The sequence below is a fragment of the Fusibacter bizertensis genome (assembly GCF_029914245.1).
GTDB classification, from domain to species: Bacteria; Bacillota; Clostridia; order Peptostreptococcales; family Acidaminobacteraceae; genus Fusibacter_C; species Fusibacter_C bizertensis.
Genome location: NZ_JARYZI010000003.1, coordinates 278,316 through 295,416 on the forward strand (window position 1 = coordinate 278,316; position 17,101 = coordinate 295,416).

A 17,101-nucleotide genomic window follows, 5' to 3' on the forward strand; every position below is an offset into this window, starting at 1 on the left:
ACTTTGTTTACAAAAAAAATAAGAGTGCCTATCAGTATCTGAGGAGCACTCTATCAAAATAATATTTATATATGGTCTTTACTCTACAGAGTCTAGTAGTACAAATTCTTCAGAAAGTTCATTGTATACCTCTGAAACGTCCAAATCTCCAGTGTATTTTACAAGTACATATGGATAAGTAATGATTTGAGGAACTACAGCATCTTTGCCGGGTTTGCCTTCACCAACTAAAATTTTGTAAACGCCATCATATTCTCCAAAAGTAACAATTTCAATGCCATATCCACCTGTAGGTTTTTCTCCACTAGAGATCAGCAAATAATTTTCACCATCGACTTCCCACTTAAAGTAACCACGGTTTACAATTAGCTTCTCGATCTGAATACTTACACTCTCAGGCACATCTTCAATGTATACTGTATCATAATCTAAAGCTGCTCCAAAATCATCAGCAGGCATCTCTGTAGATGTAGCTGTTGTTTCAATATTGGCTTGTTGACTACATCCCGCTAACATTATAACCATCATAAGAAGTAACAAACTGATTAATGATTGCTTTTTAAGTAACTTCATAAAATTCTCCCTTTGTCTTATATTATGTCATCTCCACATAATGTTACACTTAAATTGAGATATTGAAAAGGGCTATTTTGTGGCAAATTACGCCTCCATCAATTTTATGATGTCTTTTTCAATGGATAGTGGCTTTACTGTTGGTGCATATCTTTTGATCACATTGCCTTCTTTATCGACTAGAAACTTAGTAAAATTCCATTTTATATTATTTCCTAATGTACCCTTAGCTTCTTTTTTTAAAAATTGATACAACGGATGAGCACTGTCTCCGTTTACATCTATTTTTTCAAAGAGTTGAAATGTTACACCAAAGTCAAGACGACATGAGTTTTGAATTTGATCATTTGAACCAGACTCTTGATTTGCAAACTGATTACATGGAAAACCTAAAATATTTAGGCCTTTATCTCCGTACTTGTTGTGTAATTCTTCAAGTTCTTCAAATTGAGGTGCTAAACCACATTTTGTTGCTGTGTTAACCACTAAAACGACTTCACCTTCGTATTTGGACATATTAATATCGTCACCATTCATTGCCATTGCTGTAAAATCATAAAATTTCATAATAACCTCCTATTAATAATTGTATGCAATTTAATTGTTTGCTTTTTATTACTATACTCCAAAAAAATGAGCATGTCAATCGTCATGCTCAATTGTTTTTCTCTAAAAACTTTACCACCTCTGTCGCATTTATTGGTTTTGAAAAATAAAAGCCCTGTATTGCATCGCACCCACAAGCACGTAAGTAATTAAGCTGTTCTAAGGTCTCAACACCTTCACCAATTACAGTTTTATTTAATCGATGTGCGATTGATATGATATCGCTGATAAGCAGCTCTTCTGAATTCGTCTGATTGATTTCATTAATAAACGACTTGTCAATTTTGACAATATCTATAGGCAATCTCTGTAAGTACGATAATGAAGAGTAGCCTGTTCCAAAATCATCAAGTAAAACAGTCAATCCCATTGTTCTTACAATTTTTAGTAGTCTATCATTTCTTGAAATACTATGCATAAGATTACTTTCAGTAAGTTCAATATGCAACAATTGAGGTTCAATATCATAATGTCTGATATATTTTGAAAGCACTGTTAAAAAAACCTTTGACTCCAATTGTAGCTGAGCAACATTTATCGACACCGGTATGGTTTTATAATCACTCAATTGCCATTCTTTGATCTGCCTACATACTTCTGCTATAACCCATTCTCCAATAGGAACAATCAGTCCAATTTCTTCAGTTAATGGGATGAATTCAATGGGACTAATCAGACCTTTCTCTGGCGAATTCCATCTTATTAACGCCTCCATTGCAACAGCACGTTCTGAATTTGCATCAACAATAGGTTGATAAACAAGTGAAAACTCTTCATGAATGATTGCTTTTCTCAAATCGCGTTCAAGAGCACTTCTTTTTATTACATCTGCTATCATACTAGATTCATAAAATCTATACCCGCCACCACCTCTAGCTTTTACTTTATACATGGCAGTATCAGCAAACATATAAACTTCCGCTAAGTTTGAACAGTCCTCATCAATGGATACGATACCTATACTCGCTGACAAATAGACTTCGTGCTCACCGATATACCATATTTTATTAAATATTCCCCATATTTTTTCAGCAAACACTTTTGCACTTAATTTTGATTCAATATTGGTCAATATGATGTAAAACTCATCACCACCAACTCTGGATATAAAGGCACTAGACCCCAAACTATCCTTGAGTAAATTTGCAATATACTTAAGTACTTCATCTCCATAGTTATGCCCTAAAATATCATTGATCACTTTAAAGTTATCAATTTCAATGTAATAAGCATAGGCATGTAAAGCTTGTTTTTGTGTTTTAAGCCGCTTTTCCAACAGATTATCTATATGTTCTGAAAGCATTAATCGATTTGGAAGACCCGTTAGTTGGTCAAAGTATGCCAGTTGATAGATCGTCTCATTATTAATTTTTATTTCTTCATATTGCGCATTAATTTCTTCGTATTGAGCATTTATTTCTTCATACTGTTGCAAAAGTTTTTCATTAGAATCTGTAAGTATTTCATTTTCAGAATTAAGGGTTACTGCCTTTGTTGAAACTTTTTTCCTTAGCTTATCAATATAAAATTTTAACGCCAGTAAAGCAATACTCATCACAGTAATTGGGATTAAAATAATCATCAAGAGTTGCTTTTGTTGTTCTGCAAGATAATCTTCTGAGTGCTGATAGAAATATTTATCATACAATTCTTCGAAAATACCATTTTTTTTCAAATCATGTAATCGATTGTTGATATATTTTACAAGTTCAGGTTTGTCTTTGCTAATACCATAGGCATATGCAATCGGAAATAGATTAGTGATTTGAGGGACTATAATACCTTTTTCTCCCATTTTTACGAGAAGATTATCCATTAATTGTTGATTTTCAAATATCACATCAATTTCGCCCATTTTAAGCGCTATTATGGCATCTTCAAGATGAGCAAACGCTTCATAATCTTCTATACCCAAATTATTTATAAGCAGTTCTTCAGTATAATAACCCTTTCCCACCCCAATTTTTACGTTTTTCAAGTCATTTAATTCAATCTCTCTAAAATCAATTGAGGTATAAACAGATACATAGGTATTAAATAGATCGTTTGAATACAAAATATCTTTTTTCCGTTCATCTGTAACAGCTATAATCCCAGCCAAATCGATCTCTCTATCTTTTAGACGATTATAAACGTTGGACCAAACATCAGTAGAATAAATCAACTGATAATCATTTATCTTGAATATCAGATTGGTCAACTCTATATCAAATCCGTACATAAATTTCTGATTTGAATATGTATAAGGGGGATAGTTTTCATCTACTTGGTATAGTATTTTAGGTGAACTTGGATAATTTAGATCTGAAGCGAAAGTGATATCATTCTCAAATGAAAAGCATAGCACTAGAAATAAAATGATCATGATCATTATTGTTTTTTTTTCGATTACAAGTTTTGAATTTGCTTTATTCATATGTTCCATCCTTTAATTCTACTCATACATATATATTTTATACCCATTTTGGTCACGTTTCCATCACGAACTAGCAATTAAAAAAGGAATATCAAATCATTTATAATTTGATATTCCTTCAAAATAAAATTACTTATACATCACTAGAATGTCCAATTTCCTTTTTTAAATAAAGTTTCTGTCGAGCCATCTTTAGAATGTGCAACCACTTCCATCTCTGGACCACCTATCATAAAGTCCACATGGATCAGACTGAAGTTTGCCCCTCTTGCTTCAAGTTCTTCTTGTGTTAAGTTTGAACCATCACGCATTGCATAGGCATATGCTCTACCTAATGCTAAATGGATTGATGCATTTTCATCAAATAGTGTATTGTTAAATAAAATACCTGTATTTGAAATCGGTGAATCGTTTTGAACCAGTGCAACTTCACCTAAATATTTTGCACCTTCATCGTTAGACAACATGGCATCTAGGACTTCTTTGCCTTTTTCAGCATAATAATCTACGACTTTGCCATCTTTAAAAGTAAACCCAAATCCATCGACGATTTTGCCATTGTGACTAAGTGGTTTAGTCGATTTCACTGTACCATTAACTTTAAATTTATGTGGTGTTGTAAAAACTTCTTCTGTTGGGATATTGGCAACAAAAGCGTCTCCAGCCCAACTTTCTTTAGAACCACCCATCCAATAGTGTTCATCAGCGAGGCAGATTTCAAGATCAGTACCTGGCGCTTTGAAAACCAATTTATCATAATTTTTTTCATTGAGGAAGTTTTTATATTTCTTTAAGTTAAGGTCATGTTGTTGCCATGCTGTCACAGGATCTTCAGTACTTACTCGAGTGGCATCAAATATTTTTTGCCATAGCGCATCTACTGCATCATCATCAGACATTTCAGGATAGACACTTTTTGCCCATGCCACTGATGGAACAGCTGCTATACACCATTTTGTTTGTCCTGTCATCCTAAACTTAGTAGCAGGAGACATTGCCGCAGATGCGGTCTTTTGATCAAGGGCAACCTTCTCACCCGGTACAGCTTTTAGCAATTCTGGATCTGGTGCAATGATAAACAAATGATGATAATTATCTTCATATAATTTCACCATCAAATCAACTTTCCATGCTGGATATGTAGAAAAAACATAGTCTTTCGCATTGTCATATCTAGCTAAAGTCATGGCATCATCATTCATCATGAATTCCACGTGTTTAGCGCCTGCTGCATAAGCCTTTTTCATAATCTCTCTAGCAAGTGGTAAACCTGATTCATTTGTTCCTAAAATAAGTCCTTCATTTGGTTTAACATTGATGCCTACTTTAACAACTAATTCGGCATACTTCTCAAGTTCATTCGTGTATTTACTCATCGTCAGCTCCTTAAACCCAATTGTATTCTTAACTATTATACATGATTTAAGTTTCTGGGACAAGTATAGACCAAGGGATATAGGTTACAAACCTAAGGTACCACCAGGGTTCATAATGCCGTTTGGATCAAAATGTTTTTTAAGTGCTTTGATGATATCATGTTGATTCTTGCCAATTTGCTTTTCAAGCCATGGTGCCATGGTTTTGCCGATACCATGGTGGTGACTCATGGAAGCACCATGTTGATATATGCTTTCAAGTATGCCACTTTGATAAGTTATATACTCGTCTATATCCTCCATTTTTGCGATGAAAATAAAGTAAAGGTTTGCACCTTGAGGATACACATGTGACATATGTGTCATACAGATAGTATTGGGACGACTTTTACAAAAGGCTCTCACGCCACTGTGTACTTTTTCCATCGTATCCCAAGTTACTGAGCACTCAAGTGTGTCTGTCATAATGCCAAAATCCTGTAAATCTTCTCTCATATAGGGATCTCTAAACCTTCCGTGTTCCCATCCCTTTGTAGGAATGCCCGTTAAATAAAATCCACCATAGGCTTTACAGATTTTATGCAGTCTTGTTTTGACATTCTTTGTGAAATACTTCTCACCATCTGTAAATCCTAGAAATAGACATCTCTCGCCTTCTTTATAACCCATTGCAGAGATTATTTTTTCAAGAGGTGTTTCTTCAACGCCATAGAGTTTTAACATTACATCTGTTTCTTCTGGGTCAGATAATCTAAAAACGGATGGAAAACCAAACTGACCTTGCATGATCTCTTTTGCCGCTGCTCTTGCGTCTGACCAGTTCTTAAAGATATAGCTAAATTTTCTTTGATTTTCAGGCATGTATCTGAACACTTTCAGCGTACACTCTACTAAAACACCAAAGGTACCTTCATTTCCCATCATCAGCTGATCAATATTGGGGCCAGTTGATTCTGCGGGATAATCTTTTGTCTTGATGATGCCTATCGGCGTCACATATTCTTGACTCATTACAAGATCAGCTGCGTTTCCAAAATAAGTGGAGTTTTGACCAGCGCCTCGTGTCACCACCCATCCCCCAACAACTGAATACTCAAACGATTGTGGAAAATGTCCACATGTATAGGCGCGTTTTGCACCAAATAGCGACTGAGCATTGTTGAGTGCTTTTTCAAGTTCCGGACCACTGATCCCCGCCTGTACCGTGATTGTTTGGTTGGTTTCATTGAACGCTATCACTTTATTCATATGCACACGCATATCCATGGTGATGCCACCGAGGTAACATTCTACACCTCTTGTTACTGAAGAGCCTCCTCCATAGATATTCACTGGAATTTTGTGCTGATTGCAATAGTCCACGATCTTAGCAATATCGTCTTTATCTCTTGGATGGAGCACGACATCAGGCAGATTTTGGATCATTCCTTTTCTAAGTCTCATCAGGTCTATCATGGTTTTTCCGTAAGCGACTCTTAATCTAGAATACACGTCTAGTTTTATATTCTCTGCGCCGACGATTTGTTTTAAGGCTTCCAAATGTACTTTTTCTAGCCCTGAGGGATATTCACCTTCAACGACCTCAAGCCCCATCTCTTTTTTAACTTTAAAATCCTCATCAGTCATGTCAAACGTCTTTTTCATTAGCGCATACAGGCGACGATTCGGATGTTTAAATTCGTTGGGATCCCCCCACTTAAATATAGACCGATATGAATTTATCGGTGGTGCTTCCTCACTCCAATTTGGATAAAACTTTTCATCATTACGCATCTTATTTCTCCTCATTTTTTTGAATTTGTGCTATTTCAAAGTAGAGATCTTTTAAGTGACTAAATATTTTCAAATAGACTTTATTAAATAACGTATTGTACAAAATTGCATTTTGAGGCTGTGGCTGAAAAATATTGGCATAGCGCACCATATTAGCCACGGCTATTTCAAAATCAGGGTAGATGCCTAAGCCTACAAAACAGATGATTGCCGCACCTAGGCCAGCAGCTTCATAAGTTTCACCTTTATGCACTGGTAAATTAAACATATCTGCTGTAATCTGACAAATTTCATCACATTGAGAGCCACCACCACTCACCATCACTTGATTAATTTTCACATGTGATTTTTTCTCAATTTTAATAAGCCCTTCCATTAACCCATAATTTATACCTTCAATAATCGCTTTATACAGATGCCCACGTGTATGTACTTCACTAAAGCCAATCACAGCCCCTTTTGCATCCAGTTGCTTTAAACCAGGGGTCCAGTAAGGTTGAAGTATAAGACCTTCAGAACCAGGTGGAATATTTTTCAGACATTCATTTAATATAGTTTCTGGTGCGATTCCTCTTTTTTTTGCTTCTTGTTCTTCACGTGCTGCAAATTCGTTTTTAAACCATCTGATCATCCAGTATCCTCTAAAGATTTGAACTTCAGGGCTAAACCGTCCTGGTATAGCAGCTGGATATGCTGGCATGAAAAGAAGGGGTTCAAAATAATGTCTTGATGTCGTCTGGATCGTTGCTGTGGTGCCGAAACTCAAGCTCGCTTGTGTCACGTCGATACATCCAACACCTAAGGTTTCGCACCCCTTATCAGATGCACCTCCTATAAGTTTAAGACCAGGAGGCAAACCGGTTTTTTGGATAATCTCAGGGAGCAAATTGCCGATGACTTTTCCCGCTGGTATAAGCTGACACAACTGATCCGATTCAATTCCAAAGACCTCCCATCTGTAATCTTTTGAATTTGAAGGCCATTTTTGTTTTTTATAATCGAAAGGCACATGTCCAATTTGATTGCCTATAGTATCTACCAATATCCCCGTTAACTTATATTGTAAATAAGCAGGTAGCATAACAAAGTACTTCGTCTTACGCCAAATATCGGGTTCATTTTCCCTTACCCAATTTGTTTTAGATAACTTGCGCGTCATATCAATCGCCCTAGACATACCCGTCACTTTGAATTTAACTTGGTTCGATAAAGCAAGTGCTTGGTCACAAACGGCTTTACGTTGATCCAACCATAAGATACTAGGTCTTAAAACACCTAAGTTTTCATCTAAAAAAACACCTGTATCTCTTAAAACAGTCATACACATGCCTTCGACATATTGAATGAACTCTGCTTGTTCATCTGAAAGTTTTTTGAGTACTGCTAATATGTGATGATAATAAATGTCAGGGTCTTGTTCTGCAAAACCTGGCTCACTACTGACGTATGGTTCGAATTCAGATTTGACTTTGTGAACTAACGTTCCATGTTGATCAAATAATAATGCACGAACACTTTGTGTCCCGCAATCTATCGAAATCACATACCGTTTCATTCTCCCTCCTTAAGTGTCATTGTAGCGATGACATCTACATTGAGACCCAGTAAATTTTCAACTAACACTGTTCCAATTTCAACTGGTGTTTCAACGCAAAAGTCGTTAAGAAACTGCATAGCAGGTATAAGCTGTTCTTTAGGAATTGCCCCACTTGTTTTAACCGATATCCTTGGATGAATAGGATTATCTGTCTTTAACGTCGTCGTCAATGTCCTCACAGGATGTAATAGCTCTTCACTTGCATATAAAGCCCCCTTTTCACATGCATTGCCAGTGACTTTTATTGACCCACTTTTAGCATCTCTTTGAACCATCATCTGACAACCTTTGGGACAAACGATACAGATCATGCGATTCATAGGCTCATCCATCGGTTTCACTCTCCTTTTGAATATATTTTAATGCACTTTTTGCAGCGATTCGTGCATTTGCAGTTACATGGTCTACCAGATCAAAAACTTTAAGTGCATTCCCACATGAAAAAACACCAGGTATACAGGTCATCATCTGCCCATCTACTATAGGCCCGTTGGTTTTAGGATCTATAGCTACACTGAGCTTCTCCGCTATTTCATTTTCTGGGATCAGTCCCACAGATAAAATCAACCCATCACAAACAACCTCTTTCTCAGTACCGTAAATCACCTTCATTTGTTCATCTACATCTGCAACAGTAACGCTTTTAAGTCTCTCTCTACCGTGCACCTCTATCACTGTTTTTCGGTAATAGATGGGGATCTCAAAATCAAGTAAACACTGCTGTACATTTCGCGCCAGTCCTGAAGCGGTGTCTTTTGCTTCATATACACCTATCACTTTTGCGCCTTCAAGTGTTAACCGCCTAGCCATGATTAGCCCTATATCACCACTGCCAAGTATCAAACACCGATTACATGGCAGCAAGCCTTCTATATTTACCATATATTGAGCAGTTCCTGCGGTATAAACACCTGCTGGTCTATCTCCAGTAATGAATAGTTGCTTGTTTGTGCGTTCCCTGCACCCCGTTGCTAGGATAATGGTTTTGCAACTCAAGATTTGTACACCCGTTTGACTATTTACGATGGTTACATGAAACCCCTTTTCCGTCTTTATTAGATCGGTTACAAATGTTTTTGTCATTATGTCAATTTTGGTACTTTTCACAGCATTCACAAAATAGTCAGCATACTCCGGTCCAGTGAGCACTTTATTGAATTCAATCAGTCCAAAACCATCGTGGATACACTGTTTTAAAATACCGCCTAATCTGGCTTCTCTTTCCAAGATCAGCACTTTTGCACCTTCAATTTTCAATTGATAAGCCGCAGCAAGTCCTGCTGGCCCACCGCCGATAACGATACTGTCATAGTAATTCATTTATTTTCACCTCTGTCTTTAGTGAAATGTGCAGCAATTTTTGATTCTCCTGACTTCTTGGTAATTTGGTCCATAGAGACGCCTAATTCCGAGTGGATGATCTCCATCACTAGCGGCATACAAAAACCACCTTGACATCTCCCCATCCCCGCACGTACTCTTCTTTTTACACCGTCAATTGTGTCTACTTTAATGGGTGTATGTAGGGCGTCTAGTATTTCTCCTTTACTGATTTCTTCACATCTACAAATGATTTCGCCATATTCCGGCCTCAAAGCAATCATTTTGTTTCTTTCCTCTAAAGACATCTCCTTGAAATTTGGTATTGCCTTTCTATTTGGATTAAAATTCACATCCTGTACCATTTTTTGACTTGTCAATTCTAGGTACATTTTATCGCATATTTTTTCAACACGTTCTGCAATTGCAGGTGCTGATGCAAATCCAGGTGATTGTATCCCAGCAACATGAATCATATTTTTGAGTTGCCTTGAAGCCTCTATGATAAAATCTTCTTTATAGGTGGATGCCCTAATTCCAGTAAAAAATGTGATATCATCTTTCATATCTAAACCCTTTATCTGAGGTAATTTGAGTCTCAGCATCTCATCAATCGTCGCCCGATTGGTTTCATAGTTATCACGTTCAAATGTCTCAAGTGCATTTGGACCCACTAAAATATTGCCTTCATAGGTTTTGATGATGCCGCCACCTTTTGTGTGCTTGGAACTACGATCTCCCATAAACCCTAAAATTCCGTTCACCAAATCGGCTTTTTTCTTATCAAATAGAACAACCTCACCTTTTCTTGGATGAATTGAAAAGAACCGATCTCCTGCCATTTCAGCGACGAGGTCACTATAGACTCCTGCAGCATTGATCACGATTTTGGGCTTAATCGTATATTTTTCAGTTTGATCCTGAACATATATTTCTGAAATTTCACCCTTATTAATCAAAGTGGCATCTTTATTTATATTTTTCATACCAATCACTTTGGCATTAAGTTTCAAAGTAACGCCATTTTCTATCGCATTTTCAGCATATGCCACAGTCATTTTATAAGGAGAGGTTACACCTGCTCTTTTGCACAAAACACCCCACTTTACCCCTTCTGAAAGATGTGGTTCACGTTGATACACACTTTTTTTAGGCATATATTCTAGACCCTTAAGTCCAATCAACTTCGCTTTAATCCAAAAAAATGGCCAGATTAGTTTGCTCGATGTTGTTTTAAAAAGAATTGAAGAACCACACCAGTTGATCGGCACTTCAAGTTCTTTTGAAACTTTTTCATAGAGTGCATTACCTCTTATATTCATCTTGCTTTTTAAAGAACCTAGTGGCGATGCAATTCCAGGATGAATCATACCGTCGTTTCTAGAGGAAGCGTGAATTGCGACATCGTATTCTTTTTCAATGATACATATTTTTAAATCATATTTCGAAAGTTCTCTCGCTATGGCGCAACCTATGATCCCTCCACCTATGATGGCAATATCCCAGTTTTCATAGCGAGCAGTACTTGCTAATCGCTCGTTAAACTGAATATTCTGACTATTTTCTTTAAAAAAAATGTCGTTGATCACTTCTTTAAAATTTGTTTTTGCAGCTATTTGACCAGCCTTAACTACCTTCTGCCAAGTATCTACCTGTCCAGTAATTCTAACTGAATCCATATATAGACTACAATTGATACTACCATCTATCACTTTTTTCAGTTTCTTTTCAAGTTTTGCCCTTTGTTGGTTTCGTCTTCTACTTGAATAAATATCTCTTTTACCATACATTTGATTTTGCATCTACTTGACCTCGCAAATTCTATGAAAACTTTATTTTCATCCGGTCGTCCGGACGTTTAATTAATCATATCATATCTATTTTATTTAGTAAATAGGACAAAATAAAAGCCGATATAAATAATCTTTATACGATCATCTACAGCGGCTCATCACTTACAACTATCAAATTTCTACTTACACTATAATAAATCAGCAGGAAATGCGGAGACACCAACAGGCACTTTAAACTCGTAGTATTGATAGACACCTTCGATACCTTTGACATAAAGCCAGCGTCTCATAAACATCAAATCATCTCCTGTGTTTAGTTTTAACATTTGGGCTTCTTCCTGAGTTGCTTTGAGGATTGTGACCTCCTGTGTTAACTTCTCTATCGGTAATTTCAATATCTCTAAGATCAATTTTCCGATAGAATGCTCAAGGTTATAATCAGCTATAAGCGCTTCAAATTCGGGTCTGAAATAGAACTTTTCAAGTCCAAGGGGATGTCCATCTATCGTTCTATTTCTCTCAAAATAAAAAAGTTTCGGACTGACTATTAGATTTTCTGAAAAGATATTGTCTATTTGTGACTTTGTTAAGACTTGATTTTGATGCTCCCAACCTCTCATCTTTAAAGAATAAGATAAACTCAAAAGAGGCTCAAAACCCAGACTTGTCTCTTTTCTTTTAATAAAAGTGCCTCTACCTTGTTGTTTTTCTAAAAAGCCTTCTTTCACCAGTTCATTAATCGCCTCTCTCACTGTAGCGCGACCAACTTGGTAATCTTTCATCAGTTCTTGTTCACTCTGAATCATATCACCAATTGCATGATCATCAGATTTTATAGTCATCAAAATCTGATCTTTAAGTTGTATATATAAGGGAATGTGTAGTTTTCGGTTGAGCTTCATTTTACTTGGCCTCTTCTCTTACGGATATACAGTTTCGTCCATTTTCTTTGGCAATATAAAGTTCCTTATCTGCTTCTTCTATATGCTTCATAAGATTATCTTTGGTCAATTTACCCAGATAACCGCCAATACTAATAGTAACCACTTTATCAGCGTTTTTTTCTGCTTGTATGCTTTCGCTTTCTATACTTTTTCTCAACTGTTGCGCGAAATTAGTGGCTTCACTTAGCGTTTTTAATTGGGTAATTACCACAAATTCTTCTCCACCAAATCTCGCTAAGATTCCTTGACTAATATTTTTATTTAACGACTCAGTAATTTTTTTCAAACACTCATCGCCTTTTACATGTCCCCATGTGTCATTAAAGTTTTTAAATCGATCAATATCAATAATGAACACTGAACCCAAGATTTCATCCATCGTGGTGAATAAATCTTGATAGCTCACTTCAAGTCCACGTCTGTTATAAACTTCCGTTAATTCATCATAAAGACTTTCTTTTAGTAACGACTGGTTCTGAGCCTTTACATTTTCAAGTGTTTTATTATACGTGTCAATGTCGCGCTCAAGTTTTTCACTTAATTTCTTGAATTTTAAATTCTCACTTTTTTCTTTGTAATAATTAAATTCCACTGATAAAATTTCTAATCTTTTAGATAGATTTGACGCTTCTAGTTCCGATTGCTTCAAATGGAAATTCTTATAATACTCAAGTGCTGATTTGTAATCCCCTTTTTTCTCATAATAAAAAGAAATATTCTCATAGATTTTTACAATTTTCTTCTCAATTCCAGATAATATTGACAAATCTAGGGCTTCATTTAAATTTCTTAAAGGACTCAATCCCACCGCAACATCTAGGTCTGCCATCTCCATCAACAAATCAACCATGTAATACTTATTGTTAACTGATTTCAATTTATCTAAAGCACTTAAAAATGTTTCTTTTGCAGCGATATATTTTCCTTGTGCGACGAAGGCGCGCCCAATCTTGGTTTCAGCTTCCCCTTGCTCCAATAATCTATTCTCGTCGAGTACAATAAGGTAACCTTTTTCCAAGAATACATTTGATTCTTCAAATTTTCCCTCTTGATAGAGGACTTCTCCAATATTAAGGTATATTGCTGATGCATTGAACTTTAGATCTAATTCGAGAGCAAGTGACAATGCTTGCTCATAATATACTCTGGCTTTCTCGTACTCACCAGCTTCTCTATATACCTCACCTATATTGTTTAATATAGAAGTTTTTAAATTAATGTCATTTGTCTCCGATACTAAATCCAGTGCGCTCATGAAATTTTCTAGCGCATCAGTTAAATCGCCATAATAGAAATATATTATCCCTATAATATTTTTTGCTCTATAAATACCTTGAATGTGTTGTTCTTTTTTCATAATTTCTAATGCTTTAAAGGCATAATTTAGTCCTTCACTATGCTTTGACATCACCCTGCAAGCATAAGCCATTTGAAAAAGTGCTTTTCCTCTTTCGACTTCAAGATTTAATTCAATTGCTACTTGTTGCGCTTCAAGTGCTAATTCGAACGAGAACTGGGGATCTTCAAAGGCCTTGGACATCGCTTGCTCAATTAGACTATTAATATACGTACCTATCCTCAACTGATCCTCCTCCAAATTATTTATTCTATTTCAATTATACTACTAAAAGATGTTTATTTTAAGTTCTTTTAACTGTTCAACTACATTCATCTCCAAACTATCTTCGGTTATAATGATGTCTATCTCTTTTAACTCATAAAAACGATATACGCCAGAGTCATTGTACTTTGACTTTTGAGTTGCAAGTACTTTCTTACTTGCGTTATCTAATATGATTTTTTTTTGGTTCCCAATTTCAGCGAAACCTTCTAAAAGATACCCCTCTTTTACGCTTATACTCTTACAACTGATGAACGCCAAGTCTGTTTTATATTTGTGAATTTGTGATGAAGCAACAGGTCCAAAAAAACCACCTGTATATGCATCATATTCACCTCCAATGCTGATAAGTTTAATAGACTTATAGTCACTTAATAAAACTACAATAGCAAGCATATCGGTAATTACTGTCACTTCAATCTCTGCAAGAGCTATGTACTTCGCTATATAGTACGAAGTTGAAGACGTGTCTAAGAATATATAGTTCCCTGGCCTTATAAGTTTAACTGCCTTTGTAGCTATTTTCTCTTTCTCTTCCACATGAGACTCAAGTCTATAACCAAAAGTTGACGCTTGAAATTTATTTTTCTTTCTCTCCGCTCCACCATAAATTCTGTCGACAACATCAAGCTTCTCTAATTTCTTCAGATCTTTTCTTATGAGATCTTCTGTAACACGATATTCAATTGCAAGCGTTTTAACCAGTACAGTTCCTTGTTTTTCTACACGTTGCCTTATATCACTTAACCTTTCACTTGCAGTCATTAATGCTTCCTCCTTATATTTAAAAGTCATTAAATCTTAATACACTCAGCTTTACTTATTCTTGTTTTCTTGTTTTCTTGTTTTCTTGTTTATATATATATTATCACAAACTCTTCTTGTTTTTCTTATTGTTTTATTGTTTGCTTCTGTTTTATAATCAAACAATAAAGAAACAATATTATTTTTCTACAAAGGAGTTTATATGAAAAATTTAAAAATAACCATAATAGGCGGTGGCTCTAGCTATACACCAGAACTCATTGAAGGATTTATATTAAGGTATCATGAATTACCCATTACCGAACTATGTCTCGTTGACGTAATTGAAGGTGCTGAAAAGTTAAGTATTATCTTAGACTTAACAAAAAGGATGTTTCAAAGGGCAAATCTCAACGTTAAAGTCACTGCAACATATGATCGGGATATTGCATTGCCATCATCCGATTTTGTCATCACGCAACTCCGAGTTGGAGGAATCAACGCTCGAATTAAAGATGAGCAAATTGCATTTAAGCACCATATGCTTGGTCAGGAAACAAATGGTTTGGCAGGTTTTGCTAAAGCAATGCGAACGATCCCTGTTATTTTAGCTATTGCAAAAGATATGGAAAGACTATGCCCTAATGCATGGTTAATCAATTTTACCAATCCTGCTGGAATCATAACTGAAGCGGTATTAAATCATTCTTTTATTAAAACTATTGGTCTATGTAATGTACCTGTTAATATGCATAAGGCAGTTTCAAGGCAACTTGGTTCTGATAACTTTTTTATGCAAATTACAGGTTTAAATCACTATGTTTGGGGACATAAAATCGTTTTCGAAGGTGAAGACCAACTTCAAAGCTTGCTACCTAAATTAATGATGGATGATTCTTTTAATCCAAAAAATATTGGCAACACGCCTTATGCAATTGAACAGATATTAGGAAGTGGTCTAATGCCTTGCTATTATCACTCTTATTTTTATATGCAAGGTGACATGTATAACCATGCTTATGAAGATTTCAAAGAACATGGTACACGTGGTGAAATCGTGAAAAAAGTTGAAACTGAACTTTTCGAGATATATCGTGACCAAAAATGCGATAAAAAACCACCACAGTTAGAAAACCGTGGTGGCGCATATTATTCTGAAGCCGCTTGTGAACTTGTAAATGCAATCTATAATGATAAAAATTCACTAATGGTCGTAGATGTATTAAATAACGGTATACTATGTAACTTACCTGATAATGCAGTCATTGAAACGACCTCACTGATCACCTCGAGTGGCGCTATACCACTACCTGTAAATACGCTTACTGAAACTGCACTAGGAGAACTCTCAATACTCAAAAGTTACGAAAGGTTAGTCATCAGTGCATCTCTCGAAAACAGTTACGCAAAAGCACTACATGCGCTTACAATTCACCCATTAATCCAATCTGGTAGTAATCTAAGAACTGCTTTAGATGAAATTCAAAAAGCAAACGACACTTTTTTTAGACTTAATTAAGTAATCTTAATTTTGGTAAGCTCAAGCAATTTGTCAAGCACGTCTTCTAAGGTGTTGATACCTTGTTCAGTTCCACTTGCCAAACATGCCCATAAAAATAGGGAAACAGCTTGATCTATCCTATAGTGATTGGGCTTGTCCTTATGATGTTCTTTATGCTGTTTGTGCTGCGTACAAGATTGATCTAATAAAAATAATAACAGATTTCCAATACCATTGATTTGATCACTCTCACTTGTATAATCTTGTGAGTATTCCTGTACTTCCATATTTTCTGGGTCAATAATTGTACACCTTCCCCTACTATCTATAATCACATCTTCAGGGAGAATTTTACGATATTTGAGTTTAGGTCTTGATTTCTTTAAAGCCATCAGCGCATTAACGATTTGATAAAGTATACTCAACGTTTCGTACTGTGTTAATGCCCCATTGCTAAGTTTATAATCATAAAGTGTCATCCCTTGAATATATGGTTTCACATAATAAAGGAAATGACTTGTTTGCGTACTTTTCTCGATTCGGTTAAAACCTCGGCAATGAACAGGCGCCATTGCATTCAGGTCTTGCATCGGATTTGGGGTTTGCGTTATGGCCTTTAAAACGAATGAAGATTCATCTTCTTTACGTTTTAACAGATAAATAGTACTTCTCGAACCTGAACTAATCAGTGAACGGATATGATATGATTCAAGAAGAGTGTCACTTAATCCGCTGGAGCACAAATCAAATTCTACACTCTTTTGAAAGTCGTTTAAATCCACAAATCTACCTTCTTTCAATAGCGCCGCTTGCCTTCTAAAAACATTGTACCTTACT

The 17,101-nt window shown here is 35.8% G+C and carries 14 protein-coding genes; 1 reads left to right on the top strand and 13 read right to left on the bottom strand.

From position 1 onward, the window contains the following. Positions 1-78: 78 nt before the first annotated feature. The 12 genes from QE109_RS06475 to QE109_RS06530 form a co-directional block, all read right to left on the bottom strand. Positions 79-573, bottom strand: a complete 495-nt coding sequence (locus QE109_RS06475; RefSeq protein ID WP_281093606.1) for a protease complex subunit PrcB family protein — start codon at positions 571-573, stop codon at positions 79-81. An 87-nt stretch (positions 574-660) separates the two neighbouring features. Next, positions 661-1,140 carry a glutathione peroxidase gene (locus tag QE109_RS06480; RefSeq protein ID WP_281093607.1) on the bottom strand — a complete coding sequence of 160 codons (480 nt, stop codon included), beginning with the start codon at positions 1,138-1,140 and terminating at the stop codon, positions 661-663. Positions 1,141-1,228: 88 nt separating this feature from the next. After that, positions 1,229-3,595 carry an EAL domain-containing protein gene (locus QE109_RS06485; protein WP_281093608.1) on the bottom strand — a complete coding sequence of 789 codons (2,367 nt, stop codon included), beginning with the start codon at positions 3,593-3,595 and terminating at the stop codon, positions 1,229-1,231. A 143-nt stretch (positions 3,596-3,738) separates the two neighbouring features. Then, complete coding sequence (locus QE109_RS06490; protein WP_281093609.1) at positions 3,739-4,971, bottom strand: aminopeptidase; 1,233 nt, start codon at positions 4,969-4,971, stop codon at positions 3,739-3,741. A gap of 84 nt (positions 4,972-5,055) precedes the next feature. Then, positions 5,056-6,744, bottom strand: coding sequence for an FAD-binding oxidoreductase (locus tag QE109_RS06495; RefSeq protein ID WP_281093610.1), 1,689 nt, complete (start codon positions 6,742-6,744; stop codon positions 5,056-5,058). 1 nt (position 6,745) lies between these two features. Then, the gene (locus QE109_RS06500) at positions 6,746-8,299 is read right to left on the bottom strand and encodes an FGGY-family carbohydrate kinase (protein WP_281093611.1); all 1,554 of its coding nucleotides are present in this window, start codon (positions 8,297-8,299) and stop codon (positions 6,746-6,748) included. Continuing rightward, positions 8,296-8,673, bottom strand: coding sequence for a DUF1667 domain-containing protein (locus tag QE109_RS06505; protein WP_281093612.1), 378 nt, complete (start codon positions 8,671-8,673; stop codon positions 8,296-8,298). Before QE109_RS06505 ends, QE109_RS06500 begins: the two co-directional genes overlap by 4 nt. After that, the gene (locus tag QE109_RS06510) at positions 8,666-9,661 is read right to left on the bottom strand and encodes an NAD(P)/FAD-dependent oxidoreductase (protein ID WP_281093613.1); all 996 of its coding nucleotides are present in this window, start codon (positions 9,659-9,661) and stop codon (positions 8,666-8,668) included. The genes QE109_RS06505 and QE109_RS06510 overlap by 8 nt, the downstream gene beginning before the upstream one ends. Continuing rightward, complete coding sequence (locus QE109_RS06515) at positions 9,658-11,463, bottom strand: NAD(P)/FAD-dependent oxidoreductase (RefSeq protein ID WP_281093614.1); 1,806 nt, start codon at positions 11,461-11,463, stop codon at positions 9,658-9,660. Before QE109_RS06515 ends, QE109_RS06510 begins: the two co-directional genes overlap by 4 nt. Positions 11,464-11,642: 179 nt before the next feature. After that, positions 11,643-12,356 (bottom strand): GntR family transcriptional regulator, encoded by a 714-nt coding sequence (locus tag QE109_RS06520; protein ID WP_281093615.1) that lies wholly within the window; start codon positions 12,354-12,356, stop codon positions 11,643-11,645. A gap of 1 nt (position 12,357) precedes the next feature. Further along, a complete protein-coding gene (locus QE109_RS06525; RefSeq protein ID WP_281093616.1) occupies positions 12,358-13,980 on the bottom strand; it encodes a GGDEF domain-containing protein in 1,623 nt (540 codons plus the stop codon). A 42-nt stretch (positions 13,981-14,022) separates the two neighbouring features. Continuing rightward, the gene (locus tag QE109_RS06530) at positions 14,023-14,784 is read right to left on the bottom strand and encodes a DeoR/GlpR family DNA-binding transcription regulator (RefSeq protein ID WP_281093617.1); all 762 of its coding nucleotides are present in this window, start codon (positions 14,782-14,784) and stop codon (positions 14,023-14,025) included. Positions 14,785-14,986: 202 nt separating this feature from the next. On the opposite strand from QE109_RS06530, the gene QE109_RS06535 reads away from it, so the two are divergent. Beyond that, a complete protein-coding gene (locus tag QE109_RS06535) occupies positions 14,987-16,282 on the top strand; it encodes a 6-phospho-beta-glucosidase (RefSeq protein WP_281093618.1) in 1,296 nt (431 codons plus the stop codon). On the opposite strand, the gene QE109_RS06540 is transcribed toward QE109_RS06535, so the two are convergent. Further along, a complete protein-coding gene (locus QE109_RS06540) occupies positions 16,279-17,064 on the bottom strand; it encodes a serine/threonine-protein kinase (protein WP_281093619.1) in 786 nt (261 codons plus the stop codon). The genes QE109_RS06535 and QE109_RS06540 overlap by 4 nt on opposite strands. Positions 17,065-17,101: the final 37 nt, after the last annotated feature.

Bases quoted from the DNA above. Each gene is read 5' to 3' on its own strand.
- QE109_RS06500 (WP_281093611.1), bottom strand. From the start codon at position 8,299: ATGAAACGGTATGTGATTTCGATAGATTGCGGGACACAAAGTGTTCGT.
- QE109_RS06475 (WP_281093606.1), bottom strand. From the start codon at position 573: ATGAAGTTACTTAAAAAGCAATCATTAATCAGTTTGTTACTTCTTATG.
- QE109_RS06520 (WP_281093615.1), bottom strand. From the start codon at position 12,356: ATGAAGCTCAACCGAAAACTACACATTCCCTTATATATACAACTTAAA.
- QE109_RS06490 (WP_281093609.1), bottom strand. From the start codon at position 4,971: ATGAGTAAATACACGAATGAACTTGAGAAGTATGCCGAATTAGTTGTT.
- QE109_RS06495 (WP_281093610.1), bottom strand. From the start codon at position 6,744: ATGCGTAATGATGAAAAGTTTTATCCAAATTGGAGTGAGGAAGCACCA.
- QE109_RS06480 (WP_281093607.1), bottom strand. From the start codon at position 1,140: ATGAAATTTTATGATTTTACAGCAATGGCAATGAATGGTGACGATATT.
- QE109_RS06485 (WP_281093608.1), bottom strand. From the start codon at position 3,595: ATGAATAAAGCAAATTCAAAACTTGTAATCGAAAAAAAAACAATAATG.
- QE109_RS06505 (WP_281093612.1), bottom strand. From the start codon at position 8,673: ATGGATGAGCCTATGAATCGCATGATCTGTATCGTTTGTCCCAAAGGT.
- QE109_RS06530 (WP_281093617.1), bottom strand. From the start codon at position 14,784: ATGACTGCAAGTGAAAGGTTAAGTGATATAAGGCAACGTGTAGAAAAA.
- QE109_RS06515 (WP_281093614.1), bottom strand. From the start codon at position 11,463: ATGCAAAATCAAATGTATGGTAAAAGAGATATTTATTCAAGTAGAAGA.
- QE109_RS06510 (WP_281093613.1), bottom strand. From the start codon at position 9,661: ATGAATTACTATGACAGTATCGTTATCGGCGGTGGGCCAGCAGGACTT.
- QE109_RS06535 (WP_281093618.1), top strand. From the start codon at position 14,987: ATGAAAAATTTAAAAATAACCATAATAGGCGGTGGCTCTAGCTATACA.